This is a genomic window from Pseudomonas anguilliseptica (assembly GCF_900105355.1).
In the GTDB taxonomy this organism is placed as follows: domain Bacteria; phylum Pseudomonadota; class Gammaproteobacteria; order Pseudomonadales; family Pseudomonadaceae; genus Aquipseudomonas; species Aquipseudomonas anguilliseptica.
The window spans coordinates 1,724,081-1,743,616 of the sequence record NZ_FNSC01000001.1 but is presented as its reverse complement, the minus strand read 5'-3'; the positions used below and the strand labels follow the sequence as shown (position 1 = coordinate 1,743,616).

General features: G+C 62.5%; 15 protein-coding genes. 4 read left to right on the top strand and 11 right to left on the bottom strand.

Annotation, left to right across the window (positions count from 1 at the left end; translation table 11 throughout):
• Positions 1–47: 47 nt before the first annotated feature.
• Positions 48–1,100, top strand: a complete 1,053-nt coding sequence (locus tag BLW24_RS08420) for an aminopeptidase (RefSeq protein WP_090379112.1) — start codon at positions 48–50, stop codon at positions 1,098–1,100.
• 63 nt (positions 1,101–1,163) lie between these two features.
• Entirely contained in the window at positions 1,164–1,394 is a 231-nt protein-coding gene (locus BLW24_RS08415; RefSeq protein ID WP_090379109.1) for a DUF1161 domain-containing protein, read from the top strand.
• A gap of 106 nt (positions 1,395–1,500) precedes the next feature.
• On the opposite strand, the gene BLW24_RS08410 is transcribed toward BLW24_RS08415, so the two are convergent.
• Together BLW24_RS08410 and BLW24_RS08405 are read right to left on the bottom strand one after the other, a co-directional pair.
• Positions 1,501–2,157: an HAD family hydrolase gene (locus tag BLW24_RS08410; protein WP_090387669.1), complete on the bottom strand. Its 657-nt coding sequence runs from the start codon at positions 2,155–2,157 to the stop codon at positions 1,501–1,503.
• 14 nt (positions 2,158–2,171) lie between these two features.
• On the bottom strand, positions 2,172–2,714 hold the full coding sequence (locus BLW24_RS08405) for a gamma carbonic anhydrase family protein (RefSeq protein ID WP_090379106.1): 543 nt from the start codon (positions 2,712–2,714) through the stop codon (positions 2,172–2,174).
• A gap of 172 nt (positions 2,715–2,886) precedes the next feature.
• Here BLW24_RS08405 and prlC point away from each other — a divergent pair, with 172 nt between their 5' ends.
• Both prlC and BLW24_RS08395 read left to right on the top strand, forming a co-directional pair.
• On the top strand, positions 2,887–4,935 hold the full coding sequence (gene prlC, locus BLW24_RS08400) for an oligopeptidase A (RefSeq protein WP_090379103.1): 2,049 nt from the start codon (positions 2,887–2,889) through the stop codon (positions 4,933–4,935).
• On the top strand, positions 4,932–5,219 hold the full coding sequence (locus BLW24_RS08395; protein ID WP_090379101.1) for a YheV family putative zinc ribbon protein: 288 nt from the start codon (positions 4,932–4,934) through the stop codon (positions 5,217–5,219). Before prlC ends, BLW24_RS08395 begins: the two co-directional genes overlap by 4 nt.
• A gap of 67 nt (positions 5,220–5,286) precedes the next feature.
• On the opposite strand, the gene BLW24_RS08390 is transcribed toward BLW24_RS08395, so the two are convergent.
• The 9 genes from BLW24_RS08390 to recC all read right to left on the bottom strand — a co-directional run bounded on the left by BLW24_RS08390 (position 5,287) and on the right by recC (position 19,480).
• The gene (locus BLW24_RS08390; RefSeq protein ID WP_090379097.1) at positions 5,287–6,057 is read right to left on the bottom strand and encodes a substrate-binding periplasmic protein; all 771 of its coding nucleotides are present in this window, start codon (positions 6,055–6,057) and stop codon (positions 5,287–5,289) included.
• 209 nt (positions 6,058–6,266) lie between these two features.
• On the bottom strand, positions 6,267–6,884 hold the full coding sequence (gene prfH / locus BLW24_RS08385; RefSeq protein ID WP_244161119.1) for a peptide chain release factor H: 618 nt from the start codon (positions 6,882–6,884) through the stop codon (positions 6,267–6,269).
• The gene (locus BLW24_RS08380; RefSeq protein WP_090379093.1) at positions 6,884–8,020 is read right to left on the bottom strand and encodes an RNA ligase RtcB family protein; all 1,137 of its coding nucleotides are present in this window, start codon (positions 8,018–8,020) and stop codon (positions 6,884–6,886) included. The genes prfH and BLW24_RS08380 overlap by 1 nt, the downstream gene beginning before the upstream one ends.
• Before the next feature lie 209 nt (positions 8,021–8,229).
• Positions 8,230–8,739, bottom strand: a complete 510-nt coding sequence (locus tag BLW24_RS26445; protein WP_244161118.1) for a hypothetical protein — start codon at positions 8,737–8,739, stop codon at positions 8,230–8,232.
• Positions 8,740–9,079: 340 nt separating this feature from the next.
• Positions 9,080–9,373 (bottom strand): hypothetical protein, encoded by a 294-nt coding sequence (locus BLW24_RS26440; RefSeq protein ID WP_244161117.1) that lies wholly within the window; start codon positions 9,371–9,373, stop codon positions 9,080–9,082.
• A 13-nt stretch (positions 9,374–9,386) separates the two neighbouring features.
• On the bottom strand, positions 9,387–11,225 hold the full coding sequence (gene recD / locus BLW24_RS08370) for an exodeoxyribonuclease V subunit alpha (protein ID WP_090379090.1): 1,839 nt from the start codon (positions 11,223–11,225) through the stop codon (positions 9,387–9,389).
• A 112-nt stretch (positions 11,226–11,337) separates the two neighbouring features.
• Positions 11,338–14,874, bottom strand: a complete 3,537-nt coding sequence (gene recB, locus BLW24_RS08365; protein ID WP_090379087.1) for an exodeoxyribonuclease V subunit beta — start codon at positions 14,872–14,874, stop codon at positions 11,338–11,340.
• Positions 14,875–14,916: 42 nt separating this feature from the next.
• Positions 14,917–15,990 (bottom strand): Fic family protein, encoded by a 1,074-nt coding sequence (locus BLW24_RS08360; RefSeq protein WP_090379083.1) that lies wholly within the window; start codon positions 15,988–15,990, stop codon positions 14,917–14,919.
• A 181-nt stretch (positions 15,991–16,171) separates the two neighbouring features.
• A complete protein-coding gene (gene recC / locus BLW24_RS08355; RefSeq protein WP_090379080.1) occupies positions 16,172–19,480 on the bottom strand; it encodes an exodeoxyribonuclease V subunit gamma in 3,309 nt (1,102 codons plus the stop codon).
• Positions 19,481–19,536: the final 56 nt, after the last annotated feature.

The window sequence follows — 19,536 nt, the reverse complement described above, 5'->3', positions numbered from 1 at the left end:
CGCCGATGCGCTAGCGTGACAGCCTGTTTACTCACGGGTACTGATTCATGTTCGACGCTCTGCTCTGGCGCTGGGTTCCGCTGGTCGCTGCGCTGCTGCTGAGCGGTTGCAGCACCCTGGATTACTACAGCCACCTGGCCGGCGGGCAACTGCACCTGCTGCAGGCGCGCGAGCCGATTGCCGAGCTGCTGGAGAACCCGACTGCCGCCCCCGAACTCAAGCAACGCCTGGCACTCGCGCAACAGGCGCGGGATTTCGCCAGCGCCAAGCTGAGCCTGCCTGACAATGACAGCTATCGCCTGTACGCCGATATTCAACGGCCGTTTGTGGTGTGGAATGTGTTTGCCACCGCGGAATTTTCCCTATCGCCTGAACTGCACTGTTTTCCCATCGCCGGTTGCGTGGCCTATCGCGGTTTCTACAACCAGAGCCGCGCGCGCGGCTCGGCAGCACTGCTGAAACAGCAGGGCCTGGATACCTATATGGGCGGTGTCGAGGCCTATTCCACCCTGGGCTGGTTCGATGACCCGATTCTCAACACCATGCTGCGCTGGAGCGATGAACGCCTGGTGGCGGTGATTTTCCACGAGCTGGCGCACCAGCAGTTGTATGTGGCGGATGACACCGCGTTCAACGAATCCTTCGCCAGCTTTGTCGAGCGTGAAGGCCTGCGCCAATGGCGCATCAAACAGGGGCTGCTGCCTAACGATCCGCAGGGCGAACAGCAGCGCGAGCAATTTATCACCCTGGTGCTGGCCAGCCGAACACGCCTGCAGCAGCTCTACGCCAGTGACCTGTCGCCCACGCAGATGCGCAGCCGCAAGCAGGCTGAGATCAGCCGCCTGCGCGCCGAATACCATGCGCTCAGCACCCGCGAGTGGGGTGGCAAAGGCCGTTACGACGACTGGATCAACGCACCGATCAACAACGCCAAGCTGTTGCCGTTTGGCCTCTATGATCAATGGGTGCCGGCTTTTGCCGCACTGTTCGAGCAGGTTGAGCGCGACTGGCCGCGCTTTTATCAGCGCGTCGCCGCCCTCGGCAAGCTGTCCGAACGCGAACGGCATCAGGCGCTGGCCGACTTATCTCCGGGCTCTTAGAACTTAGGTACCGAGCCCCACTCCAACATAAGTAGTTTCTGTGCACGCAAAAGGAGCGATGCAATGAACAAATTCACCCTGGCCGTGCTGCTTGGTCTGTTCAGCACCAGCCTATTGGCCGCGCCCAAGCCCTGCGAAGAGCTGCGCGCGGAGATTGAAGTGAAAATCCAGGCCGCCGGTGTTGCCAGCTACACCCTGGAAATCGTGCCCAACGAAGACGCACAGGACCCCAATATGGTGGTCGGCAGCTGCGACGGCGGCACCAAGAAGATCATCTACCAGAAAAACGGCTGATCAGACGTCAGCCTAAGGCTATCCGCCCAGCTTTGTTGGGCTTCGCCGAGCTCAGCGGAGCGCCGCCCGCCCCAACCTACGCGTGTCGAGCGCAGCAGGCATCCAACTACCCCACAAACGCCTGATGCAACTCGGCCAGGCTGTGGAAGTGATAGGTCGGCGCCTCGGCCTGCAATTCGGCCAGGCTGCCAAAGCCATAGCCCACCGCTGCCGCATCCAGGCCATTGCGCCGGGCGCCGATCAGGTCGTGCTTGCGATCACCGATCATCAGCGTCGCCTCTGGCGCAAGCTGTTCTCTTTCCAGCAGATGGGCGATCAGCTCGACCTTGTCAGTGCGCGTGCCGTCCAGCTCGCTGCCGTAAATCACCTTGAAGTGCTGAGCAAAGCCAAAGTGCCGGGCAATCTGCTCGGCAAACACCGTCGGTTTGCTGGTGGCGACATACAGCGTGCGCTGCTGGCTCTGCAGCAGCTGCAGCAGCTGCAGCAACTCGCCCACGCCGTCGAACAGCTGATTCTCATACAGACCCACTTCACGGAATCGCTCGCGGTAATGGTTCACCGCCTGCCAGGCCGTCACCTCGTCGAACTGGTAGGTCTGCATAAAGCACTGCAGCAGCGGCGGGCCGATATAGTGCTCAAGCGCCCGCAGATCAGGCTCATCGATGCCCAGCTTGGCCAGCGCATGCTGCACCGAGCGGGTAATCCCTTCACGCGGGTCGGTCAGGGTGCCATCAAGGTCAAACAGGATGTTCGAGTAATGCAAAGCCGGTTGAGTCATCAGCTGCCGTAACCTTCCATCAGATGCTGATCCTTCAGCCGTACGTAGTTGTCGGCGCTGTAGCGGAAGTAACTGCGCTCCTTCTCACTCAGCTCACGCGCTTGCTTGGCCGGGCTGCCAACGTACAGATAGCCGCTTTGCAGATGGCTGCCCGGCGGCACCAGGCTACCGGCGCCGAGCATCACTTCGTCATCGATTACCACGCCATCCATGATGATGCTGCCCATGCCGATCAGCACCCGATTGCCGATGTTGCAGCCGTGCAGGGTGACGTTATGGCCGATGGTCACATCGTCGCCAATATTCAGCGGGTAGCCGCGCGGGTTGAAGGGGCCTGCATGGGTGATGTGCAGCACGCTGCCATCCTGGATGCTGCTGCGCTCGCCAATGCGAATGCTGTGCATGTCGCCACGGATCACCACCAGCGGCCAGATCGAGCTATCCGCGCCGATTTCCACATCGCCGAGAACCACGGCCGAGGCATCGACAAAGGCCCGCGGGCCGAGCAAGGGGGTGAACTGTTGATAAGTACGAATCGCCACGATAGAAACCTCTTAGGCTGCGTCAGACCTTGATTGTAATTAAGATGGCACCCATGTTCAGGACATGCGCGCTGTTATCTCGACGGCGGTGTCCACTCAAGCCTGTCCCTGGGAGCCTTTTGCGCCCACCGGGGTCACAGCTGCAACCCCATTCCGTTACAGGTGACCTGTCGTGACTGCCAACAACCCACTGCTGCAAGCTTTCGATCTGCCGTCTTATGCCGCCATTCGTCCGGAGCATGTCGAGTCGGCGGTGGACAGCATTCTTGCCGATAACCGCGCGGCCATGAGCCGGCTGCTTGAACAACAGTCTGGCACACCGAGCTGGGATAGCCTGGTGCTGGCGCTTGATGAGCTGGGCGCACGCCTGGGCCAGGCCTGGAGCCCGGTTAGCCACCTGAATGCGGTGTGCAACAGCCCCGAGCTTCGCGCCGCCTACGAGGCCTGCCTGCCCAAGCTGTCCGAATACTGGACCGAAATCGGCCAGAACCAGCCGCTGTTTCAAGCCTATCAGGCGCTGGCCGAGAGCCCTGCAGCCGCCGGCTTCGACGTGGCGCAGAAGACCATCCTCGAACACGCCCTGCGTGATTTCCGCCTGTCCGGTATCGACCTGCCGGACGAGCAGCAGAAGCGCTACGGCGAGATTCAGATGAAGCTCTCCGAGCTGGCCAGCAAATTCTCCAACCAGCTGCTGGATGCCACCCAGGCCTGGACCAAGCATGTCACCGACGAAGCCGCGCTGGATGGCCTGACCGATTCGGCCAAGGCGCAGATGAAACAAGCCGCCGAGGCCAAGGGTCTGGATGGCTGGTTGATCAGCCTGGAGTTCCCCAGCTATTTCGCGGTAATGACCTACGCCAACGACCGCGCGCTGCGCGAAGAGCTGTATGCCGCCTACTGCACCCGCGCCTCCGATCAGGGGCCGAATGCCGGCAAGCACGACAACGGCCCGGTGATGCTGGAAATCCTCACCCTGCGTCAGGAGCTGGCCAAGCTGTTGGGTTTTGCCAATTACGCCGAACTGAGCCTGGCCAGCAAGATGGCCGAGACCACCGATCAGGTGCTGCACTTCCTGCGTGATCTCGGCACGCGTGGCAAACCGTTTGCCGAGCAGGACCTACGCGAGCTGCAAGCCTTCGCCGCGGAACAGGGCTGCAGCGATCTGCAAAGCTGGGATGTCGGCTACTACAGCGAGAAACTGCGCGAGCAGCGCTACAGCATTTCCCAGGAGATCCTGCGCGCCTACTTCCCCATCGACAAAGTGCTCAGCGGCCTGTTCGCCATCGTCGAAAAGCTTTACGGCATCCAGATCGAGGAATTGAGCGGTTTCGACACCTGGCACCCGGATGTACGCCTGTTCGAAATCAAGGAGAACGGCGCGCACGTCGGACGCTTCTTCTTCGACCTCTACGCCCGCGCCAACAAGCGCGGCGGCGCCTGGATGGACGGCGCGCGGGACAAACGCCGCGACGCTTCCGGTCAGCAGATCAGCCCAGTGGCCAATCTGGTGTGCAACTTCACCCCAGCCGCCCCCGGCAAGCCGGCGCTGTTGACTCACGATGAAGTCACCACTCTGTTCCATGAATTCGGCCACGGCCTGCACCACCTGCTGACCCGCGTCGAACACGCCGGGGCGTCCGGTATCAATGGCGTGGCCTGGGATGCGGTCGAGCTGCCCAGCCAGTTTATGGAGAACTGGTGCTGGGAGCCCGAGGGCCTGGCGCTGATTTCCGCCCACTACGAGAGCGGCGAACCGCTACCGCAGGATCTGCTGGACAAGATGCTGGCGGCGAAGAACTTCCAGTCCGGCTTGATGATGGTGCGGCAGATCGAATTCAGCCTGTTCGACTTCGAACTGCACGCCACCCACGGTGACGGCCGCAGCGTGCTGGACGTCCTCGAAGGCATCCGCCAGGAAGTCTCGGTGCTGCGTCCGCCGGCCTACAACCGCTTCCCCAACAGCTTCGCGCACATCTTCGCCGGCGGTTACGCGGCCGGTTACTACAGCTACAAGTGGGCCGAAGTGCTGAGCGCCGACGCCTTCTCCAAGTTCGAGGAAGAAGGCGTATTCAACAGCGCCACCGGTCGCGCCTTCCGTGAGGCGATCCTGGCTCGCGGCGGTTCGCAGGAACCGATGGTGCTGTTTGTCGACTTCCGTGGCCGCCCACCCTCCATCGACGCCCTGCTGCGCCACCTCGGCTTGAGCCAGGAGGCCGCATGACAGATGTACCTGTGAATGTCAGCGCAAAACGCTTTATCGCCGGGGCGGTCTGCCCGGCGTGCAGCGAAATGGACAAGATCCAGATGTGGAATGTCGACGACGTGCCGCACCGCGAATGCGTGGCCTGCGGCTACGCCGACACCCTGGACGAGCGCGGCAACTCGGTACCGCGCGAACTGCCGACGCGGGTCAATATCAGCGCGCTAAAACCCAAGGCCGCGGATCCCAAGGTGCAAGTCGTGCAGTTTTTTCCTAATCCGAAGCTGAAGAAACCGGCTGAGTGACGGCATCGCCAGGGACCGCGAGCCAACCAAGACCCATCAGAGGGCAGCGACAAGACGGTTCACCGAGCTACTGGCTGCTCTGCACCAGCGCCCGAGACTCTATATACCCCTCTATAACTTGCTGATAAGCACCGCTGACCATAAGACGATCTAGGCCGGCATCGAACTGCGCGATGATCAGCGAGCCGCGAGGGTGATTGTGCGGCACGATCAGGTGCAGAGAACTAGTACTGATCATTTCGGCCGAGCGCTGTAGCTGGCCATTGTTGGCACCAATCAACTGCAATGCCGTATCACCGAGGCGTCGATCAGCGACAAAGAAATCATCACGGCCAATCAATACCAGCCTCGCACACTCCTTGATGCCTATCGGCGAGTGACGTCGCACAACCCCCTGATCCAGAAATCCCTGGAGCAGAGCAGAGGGTTGCCAACCCAGCGGTATGCACTCGCTCCGCCCCCGAATCTGCTCAGGATCCAAGGCCTCGATGGGATCATTACTACGACTGAAAATATGATGCTCAACCACCAGTAATGGTGCCGAGTAGATGTATTCTTTCTCTCGCTCAGGCGTGGGCACATAGGGAAATGTGGCGTCGTACTCGCCTCGTAAAGTTTTCAGATAGCCGCGATTCCAAGGCTGCCAGTCCAGTGTGCTGTCGATATCGCTCAGCGCCAGCACCGCTTGAACAACCTGGGTGAGCATGCCCCCAGCGGGTAGCATTTCCCCGGTAAACGGTGCGTAGTCGTCCCCCGTAACCAGCCGCAGTTCCTCGCTTACCGCGCTATGACAACACAGCAGGCCCAGTAGCAGGCTGGCAAATAGTCGCGCACACATAAGTTCTTGACCTTAGCTCCAGATACGACGGCGCAGGTGATAACTCCAGAGAGTTAGCGCTTGAGTGTAGGCGACACACTTGTCATGGCTAGCCCAGTTAGGCCAGAGCAGTGCCTGGACGCCAAGAGCTGATCTTGCACAGGTAGTGGCTGTACTGCCCAAACGAGCAGCACAGCAAATGCCGGGGCTTTAAGCGAGTACCGTTCGCATCACTCGGATGTAAAACTCAAGCCACGGAAAATCCGTGCCGGGCTGCCCCTATCCACCTGATGATGAAACAGGCGCCGTTCGGCCCTCAAGTCGCCATGTGCCTGCTCCGCACGCTGACTTAGCTTTTGAGCGATCAGCATCAACGCCAGACGCTTGTTGGCGTGCTGACTGCGTTCGGACTGCACCTTGACGCTAATGCCACTGGCCACGTGAGTGGCGCGCACTGCCGAGTCCGTGGTGTTGACATGCTGGCCGCCGGGACCGGAGGAGCGCAGGGTTTCGAAACGGATCTGGCTTTCCAGGTGGGCCGGCGGCGCAGCGAACCGCGCGCCGCCAAAGAACCAGTTCTTGCGCCGATGCGCCGGCCGATAAGGGCTGACGCAGACCCATTGCAGCGAACCGCTCCAGGCATCCGCCAGTTGCTCGGCTGCCTCACCGCTCAGCGCCAGCAAGACCGAAAGCAAAGTTGCCTGACGTTCGCCGGCTTCCTCCTCCAGCACCCGCACCTCGACGCCCAGCTCTATGGCTTCCCCCAGCAGACACTTGAGCGCTTTGGCCACCGCCAAGGCGCATTCTTGCGGCCCTTGGGCCGCCGACAATTGCAGAAGGATCATCATCAGCAGCAGCCTCCCCGTGTCTTGTAGGTCAGTACCGGCTTCAGCCGTGCCAAAACCCGCAGCAAACCGGCCTCGCGCAGCGCACCGACCACCGAGTCGATGGCCTTGTAGGCTTCTGGCGCTTCCTCGTAGATCAGCGCCCGGTCAGCACAAATCACCCGGCTGCCCAGCGCCGTGCGCTCCAGTTGCTTGGCGCTGTAACGCGTAGCAAGGCGCTCCTTGCAGTCACTGCGCATCCATTTACGCCCTGCGCCATGGGCCAGAGACAACAGGCTGCGCTCGTCGGCCAGCGGCTGCACCAGGTAGCTGTAATCGCCCCGAGAGCCAGGAATCACCAGCACACCCTGATCGGACGGCGTGGCGCCCTTGCGGTGCAGCCAGCCGTCCTGACCCGCAATATGTGCCGGCGATACCAGGTTGTGGTTGATATCCAGTAACTGTCCGCCCTCGGCGTGCAGCCGTTCGAGCATGCGCCGAGCGATCAGCTGCCGATTGGCCTCGACGAAGCGCAAGGCGCCATCGTGGCGTCCCAGGTAATGGGCGCAAGCCGCAGAGCCGGCCTCCAACCCTTGATGACCGAACAAGTCGACCTGCTCGCGCAGAATCGCCTCGCCCAGCCCACGCGAACCGCTGTGCACCAGTAACAACAGCTGCTTGCGGTCGATACCGAGGTTCGCCAGCGCTTCATCGTCGAAGCTCTGATCGAGTTGCTGCAGTTCGGCGAAGTGATTGCCGCCGCCAATGGTGCCGAGGGCACGCTCATGACCGCTCGGCGGCAGACCGAAAGCCGCGATGGCCTCCTGCCAATCATCGTCAAGGGAACCTTCGAGGCTACCGAGGCGCTTTTCCAGCTTGTCCAGATTCAGCTTGGCCACGCCAATATCGGTGCGCCATAGCGCCATGCCGCAGCCGATGTCGTTGCCGACCAAGGCCGGATACAAGCGGCCCACGGAAAAGAATGCCGCACCGACCGGATAACCGCGCCCCGGGTGCAGATCCGGCATCCCGGCGACCCGTTGCATGCCCGGCAGGCGTGCGGTGGTTTCAAGTTGTTGGATCGCTTTTCCTTCGATCCAGGTGTCGTCCGCGGCGATCAAAACGATGCCGTCGGACAAATTGCGAATGCAAGTGCCCATAGTCCAATCCTGATGGGTTGAAACGAAAATAGTTGGATTGGCAGGTCGAAGCAGGGCGTTGCAGAAACCGCTGTGCAGCGGTGGGGAATGCGTTAAGCCAGGCGCGACCTGCAAAGGGTAATCAGTTGCTGCATGATGTGCCTCCTTTGCTGTCGGTTGAGAGAAGGCGCGCATCCTAGGCCGATGATGCGCGCAGTGCAATACCCGCCTTAGTCCGGCAATGCCAAGCGCAATCGACCGGGATGCTTCTTGACCACCGCATAAGGCAGCACCGACCACTCGGCGCCCTCACAGGCACGTGCAACACGCGGGAAGATCGGGTCGAACACAATACCGTCCTCATTGAGGTACCAACTGGGAAAATCCCACATGTCCGGGTCGGCATAGGTGCATTCAAAGTCGTCTGCAGGCTCTGGCAACATCTCCGGAACGATCCGCCGCCACTGCTCGACCAACCAGGGTGCGAAGTACCGATTACGGTATTGGGAGAACACATCGAAGTTCACCGAGTCTTCATCCGGCTTGTGCTCTCGCGTTTCGCGATAGTGAAAAGCGGGGCCGTCACCGACCCAGAGCAGATCCTCCAGACCCAGCGGTTTTCCGCTACGTACATCCAGCGTAAGCGGCGCATCACCGAAATCCGGATGGGCTCCACCGCAGTCGTAGCTGGTAAAAATGCTCAGGCTTACAACATCCGCCGACAGCAGTCGCGGCTGCACGGTTTGCAGAAACTCCCCCCCTCTACCACCCGCCCCCAGCTTGCAAGCGTGCGCGCAACTGCTGGTTGATCGAATCCAGCTGTGCCTGGGGATAACCACTCAGCACTTCGAACATCGTCAGCCCCGAAACGGGCTCCGTCCACCACTGCAACTCATGGCCCATAAACTCCTGCCGTTTGCCAGACGTTAGCGGCAACTCCTTGAGACGCAGGAACTCGTAGGGTGATGTGTCGTATAGGCGATACCAGAAGGGTTCGGCTCCCGCTGGCGGCTCCTCGATAGTCGGCTGGGTAAGCGTAACGGCCAGCCGTTTGCCCTGGGGCCCGACCCATTCGCCCTGTCACCCCTGCAAGCGCAGTTCGGGACGCGGAACGTCGTCGTACTGGTCTCGGCCTTCGACCAGACTGAGCTGCTGGCCTTGCAGTCGGCCTTCCAGGGCCAAGTCGTGGTGATGCTTGCGATAAAAGTAGCGGCCAGTGACCTGCTCGGGGTCGCGTAGATCGAGTTCCACTACTATCGCCATCTTGCCCAGCATCCCGCTGTAGACCTGCGGCCCTTCGACAGCGAGTAGTGCAGGTGAAACCACACACAGGCAGAGCGCCAACAATCGGCACCAGAACATTCCGTTGCTCATCAAAAACTCCTGGCTAGAAAAGATCGAGCTGTTCCTGCGTTGTCACAGATGCAGCATTTTCAGACATTGGTATCTCCAATCGCTCAGCCAACCCCGCCGCCCGCTCGGCTCGGGTGGCTACGGCTTCACCCACGCGCGCAGGCAGGGCCCAGATTTCTACCTTGTGTTTGGCGCGGGTGATGCCGGTGTAGAACAGGCTGCGGCTGAGCAATGGGCTGGGCAGTTCGGGCAGCACCAGCAGCACTTCGCTGAATTCCGAGCCCTGGCTTTTATGAACGGTCATGGCGAAGGCGCTGTCGTGGCTGGGCAGGCGCGCCGGGGCGAAGGGGCGGTAGCCATCCTCACCTTCAAACAACACCCGCAGGCCGTATTCGCTGTGCAGGCAGATACCGATATCGCCATTGAACAGGCCGAGGGCGTAGTCGTTCTGCCGCACCATGATCGGCCGGCCGACATACCAGCGTTCACGCGCGGAGACCTGGCTGCGGCTCTTGATCCGCGCCTCCAGGGCTTCGTTGATCCCGGCCACGCCCCAGGCCCCTTCACGCTGGGCGCAGAGCGCGCGGAAGGTATTGAATGCAGCGAAGGCCGCCGCTGGGTCGGCGCTTTTTGCAGCGCTGATATAGGGTCCATAGCCTTGATCCAGACGCTCAAGCAGATCATTGGGCGTTGGCTGGGCATTCCAGGCCAGGTCATGGCGGTCTTCCTTGAGCAGGTTCAGCGTGCCGCTGACATCGCCGCCATTGATCCGCCGCGCCAGCTCGCCAATGCCGCTGTCGCCGGCAAAGCGGTGGCTGTGGGTCAGCAACACCACCGCATCGCCGAGTTGCGAGCTTGGCTGGCTGACCGGCACCTGCTGACCGGTTAAGCGTTGCAGCTCATTCGCCGCCTGAGCATCAAAACCACGGCCTTCGCAGAGTTCGGCGAACACCGCGCCGGCTTCCACGGCGCACAGCTGGTCTTTGTCGCCGAGCAGGATCAGTCGCGCAGTGGGCGGCAGGGCGTCGAGCAGCTTGGCCATCAGGGCCAGATCGACCATCGACGCTTCGTCCACCACCAGCACGTCCAGCGCCAGCAGGTTGGCCGCGTGATGGCGCACCTGCGGGCTGTCGCCGCGGCTGCCGAGCAGGCGATGCAGGGTGCGCGCTTCATCCGGCAACGCGGCTTTGATCGCCTCGCTGACCGGCAGCTGAGCTTTGGCATTGCGGATCGCTTCGGCCATGCGTGCCGCCGCTTTACCCGTCGGCGCGGCCAGGCCGATAGCCAGATGTTCGCAGCCGGGCTGCTCCAGCAATGCCGCCAGCAGACGCACCACAGTAGTGGTTTTACCCGTGCCGGGACCGCCGGAAATCACCGCCAGCTTGCGCCGCACCGCTTGCGCGGCAGCCAGGCGCTGCCAGTCGGGTTGCTGCTGCCCCGCCGGTGATAAAGAGTTGAACGCGAATAGCCGAGTCAGGCTTTCACTGAGCTGGGCTTCATCCACCTCGGGTAAATCGGCGGCGCGCTGCAACAGCTGTTCGGCCAACTGCCGTTCGTAGGCCTGGTAGCGCGCGAGATAGAGGCGACTGTGCTCAAGGATCAGCGGTGTGAAAGCGCCCTCAGCGCCAACCAACGGCGATGCCTGCAACTGCGCCTGCCAGTCGCTGAGCGCCGGCAAGCGCAGTTCATGCTCCGGCCAGGGCCGCTGCCCGGCCAATCGCGCCAGCGGCAGGCAGACATCCCCTTTGTCCAAGGCCACACACAGCAGCGCCGCAGAAGCCAGCACCACCGGCGACGCCTGCGGATCAAGGCGCTGCAGGCTATCGACCAAGGCGCGCTCCAGTGGGCCAAGGGGCAGATCAGCAAGCGTCATAGTCCACTCCCGTAGGGTGGATGGCGCTTCATCCATCCACCGTTAGCCGTGGTGGATGAAAACAGCGTCATCCACCCTACGCAACACATCCCCGCCGGGTCACCCAACAGCATCAGCGCCCCTCCGCAAACAGGTTATCCAGCGCATCGAGCAAGCCATCGCTGGGTCGCGAGAAATACACCCCGGCACTCGGCATGCCGCGCAGAAACAGGTAGTAGGCGCCGCCCAGTTGCTCATTCTGGAAATCGTCCAGACGCTGACGCAGAAAGCGCCGCAGCGCCACCAGGTAGATCAGGTATTGCAGGTAGTAATGCTCGGCGGCCAGGGCTTGCAGCAGGCGTTCGCCGCCGTAGTAGCTGGCGTCCGGGCCGAGCCAGTTGGATTTGTAGTCGGCGATGTACCAGCGCCCATCGTGCTCGAAGGTCAGGTCGATAAAGCCCTTGAGAAAGCCCTTGAGGCTGTCGAATTCCAGCCGCGCCGCCGCCTCGCGCATCGGTGCGGCCAGGCCATGGGCCGGGTCGCAGAGAATCGCGCGTAGACGCTGCACATCCAGCCCGGCCAGAGGGAAGGTAAAGCCCAGTTCGGGCAAACGCCTGCTTGGATTAATACCAGCGAGAGTCAGACCCTGGCCATCCAGATCGGTGTCGATCACCTGCTGCAATTGCGTCAGCGCCACCGCGCTCCAGTCGCTGCTAATGCCGTGGCCGCTCAGCCCCGGCTCCACCAGCTCAGCCAGCGACGCCTTGCCCCGCGCCCAATCTTCCAGAATCGCGTGCAGGCAAGTACCGGCCCGCGCACCCCGGGGGAAGGCGAAAAAGCCCGTGCCCGGCTCGCTGGCGTCCGGCAGCACCAGGCCGTCGCGGTCCGGGGCTTCCATGTGCATACCCGCCGCCAATCCCGAAAAGCTGCCGATGCGCCAGGCGCTGTGCAGGCTGCGCTGCAAGGTGGCGAGTTGCTGCGGGGCCGGGGCGCGTTGTTCGCCGGCGGCGTTGGCCTCGCTTTCACGCAACGGTTGAAGGGCCATCTGGCCTTGGCTGCTAGCGATCAACTGTTCGACTTCTGCACGCAAACCCTGCGGGCTAAGGCTTTGCAGATGGCCGGCGAGCTCGGCCAGAGCATCCTCACCGGGCAACGCGCGGCCGTGCAGCAGCCAGGCCAAGGCGCTGCTGTGCAGGCCGCTGTCGCCAAGGGTGCCGTCCTTTTTCGGTTTGCAGTCCACCGGCCCCCAGTGCAGCCACAGGCGATCGCGGGCGCGGGTCAGGGCGACGTAGGTCAGGCGCAGTTTCTCGGCGAAGCGCTCATGACGGGCGCGCTCGCGGTGCGTGTCGAGCTGCTCGCTACCGAGGTCCAGCAGCGGCGTGCCGTCGTCGGAGTGACAAGTGATGTCCTCGTGCTGACGCAGCAGCGCGCCGTCCCACAGGTAGGGGCAGAATACCAGCGGGTATTCCAGGCCTTTGGAGGTGTGGATGGTAACGATCTGCACCCGCTCGGCATCGCTTTCCAGACGCAGCAGGGCGTCTTCGCCATGGGCCTCGGCGCTGCGTTGGGCGTTGAACCAGGCGAGCAATTGCTCCAGACCCGGGCGTTGCAGGCTTTCGGTTTGTAGCAACTCGGCCAGGTGCAGCAGGTTAGTCAGACGGCGCTCGCCATCGACCAGGGCCAGCAGGCGCTGGGCCACCTGCTGCTCATCCAGCCAGGCGCGGAAGGCGCGCATAAAGCCTTGTTGCTGCCAGAGTTGGTGGTAGCGTTCGGCGGCTTCGCGCTCGCGGTCCCAGGCTTGAGCGTCCTCACTGCAGGCGGCCAGATCGGCGGCACTACGGCCCAGCAGACGGCTGGCAAGGGCATAACGCAATGCGCCCTCGCGGCCCGGTTCGGCGTAAGCCGCGAGCACAGCGGACAGTTCATCCGCTTCTTCGCTGTGCCAGACGTTTTCCTTACCCCGGCGCACGCTGGGCACGCCACGGGCGGCCAGCTCGGCAGCCACTTCGCCAGCCTGGCGGTGGCTGGCGACCAGCACGGCGATATCGCCACCTTTGAGCGGTATGCGAGTACCGTTCTGTTCAAAATAGGCTTGGCCCTGACTGCTGGCGCTTAGCACCGCCGCGATTCGCCGCGCGGTGTCGCGCGCCACCAATACCCCCGCTTCGCCCTTGCCCAGGTAGTCGTTATCCAGCCAGACCAACGCCAGCGGCGCGTCGGTTTCCTCCTCAACATTCGGCAACACCAACTTTGCTCGCGCCTTGCTGCTGGCACCGACCTGCTGATAGGCCAGCCCCTTCTCGGCAAAGGGCATGGGCCGGTCGAACAGCTGATTCAGCGCCGCGATCAGCTCAGGCGTGGAGCGGTGGTTGATGGCTAGGCTGTATTGCCTCGCGGCTTCGCTGCGCGCCTTGAGGTAAGTCGCCAGATCCGCGCCACGGAAGGCGTAGATGGCCTGCTTGGGGTCACCGACAAAACACAGGTCGCCGGCGTCCTGATAAATACGGTGAAACACCCGGTACTGCACCGGATCGGTGTCCTGAAACTCGTCGATCAGCGCCACCGGATACTGCGTGCGCAAGGTGCTGGCCAGGTGTTCGCCGCCATCGCCCTGCAGCGCTTGCTGCAGCTTGTTGAGCAGGTCATCGAAGGCCAGCAAGCGTTGCGCCGCCTTGCGCGCGGGCAGTTGTTCGTTGAGCTGATGGATCAGGCGTACCTGAAGATCGATCAGGCGTTGCTCGGCTTCGGGTTGCGCAGCATCGAGGGCATCGCAGAGTTCCTGCAGCGCGGCGGCCAGCGGATTGGCCGGCGCTTCGCAGCCCTTCTTGCTGGCCTTGTTCAAGCCTTCGCGGGCCAGGCGGCAGTGCGCTTCGGTCTTGCTGAACAGCGCGGCGGCGTCGCTGAAAAAACCGTCCAGCTCGGCCTGCCAGACGCTGAGTTTGGCCGCGGTGCACATATTGCTTTTGAAGCCGTCGAAGGCTTTCAGCTGCTCCAGCCAGGCCGTACTTTCGCCCTGCCAGAGACGCTGCGCCTGCTGCCAGGCGGCGCGCAGGGCGCTCATCTCACTGCGCGTACCGGGTTGCGGTTCGATGCGCAGGTAGGGTTTGCCCAGGTGGTTGCGCAAACGCTGGCGCAGAACCTGCGGAGTGATTTTCTGCTGCACCAGAAACGCTGCCCATTCGGCCTCGGCGCTGGCCAGTTCATGCCGCCAGAGGTCGGCGAGCAGGGCGTCGATAATTTCGCGGTCATCAAAGGTCAGCTCGTTGTCGAAGTCGCCACCCGCTTCAAACGCGGCATCCTGCAACGCGCGCTGACAGAAGCCGTGGATGGTGAAAATCGCCGCTTCGTCAAAGCCATGCACTGCCAGCAGCAAACGCCGGTGGCTGGCGGCATCCGGGTACTGGGCGTGCAGCGCATTGAGCAAGGCGTCGTCGCCTGGCCCCTGTTCGTACACCACCAGCAACTCGGCCAGGCGTTTGCGGATACGCTCGCGCAACTCGGCGGTGGCAGCGGTGGTAAAAGTCACCACCAGAATCTGGCTGACGTTGAGTTGCTTCTCCAGCAACAGGCGCGCGTACAGCGCGGTCAGGGTCCAGGTCTTGCCGGTGCCGGCGCTGGCCTCGATCAGCGAGCGGCCGGTGAAGGAGGAGGTTTGCAGATCGAGATTCATGCGCCCAACTTTTGCCCTGGAGTCACCAGGCAGGACTTGGTATCAATCATCACGCAAGTTCTCCCCGGTCAAGATCGCGTTGAGTCCCAGGTTGATATAGAAGTTGCAGCGGCCCACCTTGCGTTTCTCGACAAAACCGCTGGCAGCCAGCGCATCTAGGTACTTGGTGGCAGTCAACCGAGATACTTTGAGGTCACGCACGATGAACTCGATCTTGGTGTAGGGGTGGGTAAACAGGTTGTTGATCAGGTCCTGGCTGTAGAACCTGTGCTTGTCTCGAATTCGGTGCTTGTAGTCCATCAGCACCTGTTTGATGGCCTGAATAGTTTCTATCGCCTGACGCGCGGTTTCCTCGATGGCTGCAAGCATAAACAGCACCCAGCCCTCCCAACAGTCCTCTTCCCGCACCGCCTGTAGCAAGCGGTAGTACTCCGCCTTGTGCCGCACTATATAGCGGCTCAGGTAGAGCACTGGGATATCCAGCAGCCCACACTTGAGCAGGTAAAGCACATTTACAATGCGTCCGGCGCGGCCATTGCCGTCGTAAAACGGGTGGATACTCTCGAACTGGTGATGAATCAGCGCCATCTTCACCAAAGGGTCGGCATCGAAGCTCTCGTCATCGTTGATGAACTGTTCCAGATCGCGCATCAACTCGATCACCTCGGAGGCCGACTGTGGCGGGGTATAAACGACCCGGCCATGGCCATCCTTGAGTGTAGTGCCCGGCAAGCAGCGCAAGCCGGCATTGTTGCGCTCCAGTTCGGCTTGGATCTCGATGATCTGGTTGGTAGTCAGGAGGCCGGTCTTGCAGACACTGGCAAAACCGATACGCAGCGCTTGCCGATAACGCAGTACTTCTTTTGCCGCTAGGTTGTCACCCGACTCGGGGAAAGCATCATCTCGGAACAAGTCGTCATAAGTGGTGACGATATTTTCGATGGCAGAGCTGTCCTTGGCCTCCTGCATACCCAAGGTATTGATCAGGATGCCTTGGTGCGGAATAGACGATGCAACCCCCTTGAGCTCGGCCAGTACCCGACTAGTCGCGTTAAGCCTCCTCAGGATGGCGCGGGTCTCAAAACGTTCTGGGGCGAGGTTCTGTAGCGCCTGCATATCAGTCTTCCTAGTTTCCGTCATATGTAGAGCAAACTGTCGTTTGCTATACGGGCCAAGCACAATATGTATAGTTATCCGATTTTTCTATACATATCAAGAAGCATCTGTATAGCTAGTGGCACGTCTCGCTACAGATCCCGCCAGAGTATTTATGTACCTACATGGCAAGAAATATCCGTCACTCATCCTCCCCGCTGCCTTGCAGGGCATCCAGCGCCGGGCCGTAAAGCTGCTCGGCCAGCGTTTCAAAGCGCTCATCCAGCGCTTCACGGTCGCGAAAAGCCAGGGCATTCCAGGGGTCCTGGCCTTCGCCGGTCATAAAGTCATTGCCTTGCCACATCACCCGCGCTTCGCTGCGGGCGGCGTCAATTGGCTCTTTGCGCCCGGGGTTGCGCCATTTGCGGGCAAAGCCGTGGCTGCATTTGGCGAACAGTGGCAGCGGCTCGCACAGCACGCTTTTGTAGGCTTCGAGCCAGGGCAGCAGCAGTTCACGGGCATTGGCCAACGCGCCCAGACGCCATTCACTTTTCGGCGAGAGCAGACGGCTATCGCGGCTGATGTCAGGTGTGGCAGCGCAGTTAAGCAGTAGATGGCGCAGCCAGAACGGTGCCAGCTCCCAGGCGCCGAGATCACGCAGGCGGTAGTCGAACAGGCCCGCGCGGGTCACTCCATCCAGCCAGCCATGGATGCGTACACCGGCCACCTCCAGGTCCACCAGCAATGGTTGCGGCGCATCCTCCGGACGTTCATCGAACAGCGTCGGGGCGAAGGCGCGGATCGGCCCGCGAATCTGTCCCCAGTGCGCCTGGCCCAACTCGCCCACCGGTAACCAGCCTGACGCCGCCGCCACGGCGCGTTCCTGGCGTTCACTCCAACCGTTCTCGATGGCCTGCAAGGCCAACTGGCGCAGGCCATGCTGGCTGGTCCACTCGACGCTGAACGGCTCGTCACCGGCCAGAGTTTCCTCGCTCTGCGCCAGGCGCAGGCCGAGACGCTGTTCCAGCAGGTAGCGCGCCGGGTGTTTGAAGCAGTGGATCAGCTGGCTCGGCTCGATGCTGAGCGGAACGCCGCCCGGCAAATATTGATCCGGCTTATCCAACGGACTGGCAAAGGGCGTTGGGGTTTGCACCGCCTGACTCAAGCGCTGCGCAGCGTGGAACCAGGGCGCGGCAAAGCCGGCATGGCGGTTGCCGGCGAAGTTGCCGTGGGCGAAGGGCTGCAGCGGGTGGTGATGGGTGATATGAGCGCTGGCTTTTCCGCCGAGCTCGGACTCGTCGCGGCTAAAGCCCCTCCCACAACCACTTTCACAAACGGCGGTGAGGTCGACCACATCCAGCAGCTCGCTGACCAATACCGAAGGCGGCAGCTCGGCATTGCTGCGCGGGTCGCGGCCGACGTAGCTCAGGTACAGGCCGCCACGGGCCGAGAGCAGGGTTTCCAGCAGCAGGTAACGGTCATCCAGCCGGCGTGCACGGTCGCCACAGCGGGGCTTCTGGCTGATCAGGTCAAAGCCCGCTGCCGGGGTGCGGCGCGGCAAGGCACCGTCATCCAGGCCAAGCAGGCAGACCAGGCGAAACGGCAGGCTGCGCATCGGCACCATGGTGCAGAAGGTCACCGCGCCAGTGAGAAAGCCCGAGGCGGCGCTGCCCTGTTCCAAGGCGGCGGTCAGTTGCTGACGGATCAGCGCCAACTCGATCGGCCGTTCAACACCCGAGGCCTCGCCCTGCTCCTTGAGCGCGGCGCAGGCCTTGGACAGCAGCAACAGGGTGTCACCGGCCTCGCGCTCATCAAACAGCTGATCGATCAGCCCTTGCAGGGATTCGGCCCATTCACCCAGGCCGCGCGGCCGTTGCAGCCCTTGCGCCAGCGTAGCCAAACGCTCGACAAAACCAGCCAGGCGCCCGAGCAGTTGTGCCCTCCCTCCTTCCAGCGCATCCAGCGGCCAGTTGGTACCCAACAGTGGCGCAGCCAGACCGGCCAACTGCGGTGGCGCAGCAAAGCCCAGCAGCAGGCGATCCAGCCCTTGGCGCCAGGTAAAGGCTGCGTCGGCCGGCAGCCCCAGTTGCTCGCGGTGCGTTTCATCGCGACCCCAGCGCACGCCGGCTTCGCGCAGCCAGTCGCGCAGCAGCGGTAAATCCTCCGCCTCGATGCCGACGCGGCGGGCGATGGCCGGCTGTTCCAGCCAGGCGAGGATTTCCTCGGCGGCAAAGCGGCTATCGGGCAGCGCCAACAGGTTAAGGAAGGCTTCGATCAGCGGGATTTCCGCGCGCAGGCTGCGATCGGCCAGGCTGAAGGGAATACGCGGCACGCCCTCGCGCGGGGCAAACACCGCTTCGATATAGGGTGCGTAACGCTCAATGTCCGGAGTCAGCACCACCACCTGATCCGGGGTCAGACTGGGCTCGGCGGCAAAGCGGGCGAGTAGCTGGTCATGCAGGATTTCCACTTCGCGCAGCGGCGAGTGGGCGACGTGCAGCTCCAGCGAGCGGTCGTCTTCGCGCAGCCGCAAACGCTCATCAGCAGTGCGTGTGCGCAGGCGCAGGATGTCGTTCTGCAATGCCTGCAACAGGCTGGCATCGTGCAGGTCAGCGTCTTCGGAATACAAGCCGATTTCCTGACTGCCCTCGCTGGAGGCCAGGCTGAACAGTCTGTCGAAAAAGTCGCGCCCCTGCTTGCCCAGGCTGGCCAGCAGTGGGTGGCCAACATCCAGGTACCAGTCTTCAGGGCTGGCTTCGGGTTGCCGCGCCAGCTCTCGAATATCGCGAATCTCGCCCCAGGCTTCACGGCATGGGTTGAGGGCGAAAACAATTACCTGGGTGTGCCGCGCCAGGCCTTCGAGCACGCGCATATGGTGTGGCGGCAGCGAGCTGATACCGAACACCAGCATGCGCTCGGGCAGTTCGGCGATAGGTGTGGCGTCATACAGGCGGGTGAGCAGTTCTTCCAGCAAACGCGCGCGGTGCGGGTGGCCGTCACGGGTCAGCTCGCGCCACAGCAGCGCCTGCCAGGCTTCATCCGGGCCGAGGTCCTGCTGCTCATTGCGCTCCCAGGCGGCCAGCCAGTCGTCGCGATACAGCAGGTATTGGTCGAATACGTCGGCGATCTTCACGGCAAGTGACAAACGCCGCCGCTCATCGCCACCGTCCAGGTAATGCGCCAGACGCGGCGCCTCACTCAGGTGAGCCGGCTCGCACAGCCAGTCATACAAGCGCCAGCTCAGGCTGGTAGGGCTGAACGCCGACTGCTCCGGCAGTTGCCCCAGGCACAGGCGCGAGAGGTCCCAGACGAACTTGGCCGGCAGCTGCACCTCCAGCTGCATGGCAATGCCCTGCTTGCGCGCCAGCTCCAGGGTCAGCCAGCGCCCCATGCCCTGGCTCGGCACCACCACCAGCGCCGGGGCGAAGGGGTCATGCATGGGGGTGGCGAGCAGGGTGGTGGCCAGCTCGCCAAGGGTTTCCAGGTCAGGGGCGTGATAAAGCGTCAGCATCAGAGGGAGTCGCTTCCGTTCAGTAGCGGGCAAGGTTATCAGCTCACGCAGCCTGG

What these genes read in the sequence shown, in the direction of transcription:
- recD (WP_090379090.1), bottom strand. Translation starts at nt 11,225, where the DNA reads ATGACGCTTGCTGATCTGCCCCTTGGCCCACTGGAGCGCGCCTTGGTC.
- recB (WP_090379087.1), bottom strand. Translation starts at nt 14,874, where the DNA reads ATGAATCTCGATCTGCAAACCTCCTCCTTCACCGGCCGCTCGCTGATC.
- BLW24_RS08360 (WP_090379083.1), bottom strand. Translation starts at nt 15,990, where the DNA reads ATGCAGGCGCTACAGAACCTCGCCCCAGAACGTTTTGAGACCCGCGCC.
- BLW24_RS08415 (WP_090379109.1), top strand. Translation starts at nt 1,164, where the DNA reads ATGAACAAATTCACCCTGGCCGTGCTGCTTGGTCTGTTCAGCACCAGC.
- BLW24_RS08420 (WP_090379112.1), top strand. Translation starts at nt 48, where the DNA reads ATGTTCGACGCTCTGCTCTGGCGCTGGGTTCCGCTGGTCGCTGCGCTG.
- BLW24_RS08390 (WP_090379097.1), bottom strand. Translation starts at nt 6,057, where the DNA reads ATGTGTGCGCGACTATTTGCCAGCCTGCTACTGGGCCTGCTGTGTTGT.
- recC (WP_090379080.1), bottom strand. Translation starts at nt 19,480, where the DNA reads ATGCTGACGCTTTATCACGCCCCTGACCTGGAAACCCTTGGCGAGCTG.
- BLW24_RS26440 (WP_244161117.1), bottom strand. Translation starts at nt 9,373, where the DNA reads ATGAGCAACGGAATGTTCTGGTGCCGATTGTTGGCGCTCTGCCTGTGT.
- BLW24_RS08395 (WP_090379101.1), top strand. Translation starts at nt 4,932, where the DNA reads ATGACAGATGTACCTGTGAATGTCAGCGCAAAACGCTTTATCGCCGGG.
- prfH (WP_244161119.1), bottom strand. Translation starts at nt 6,884, where the DNA reads ATGATGATCCTTCTGCAATTGTCGGCGGCCCAAGGGCCGCAAGAATGC.
- BLW24_RS08380 (WP_090379093.1), bottom strand. Translation starts at nt 8,020, where the DNA reads ATGGGCACTTGCATTCGCAATTTGTCCGACGGCATCGTTTTGATCGCC.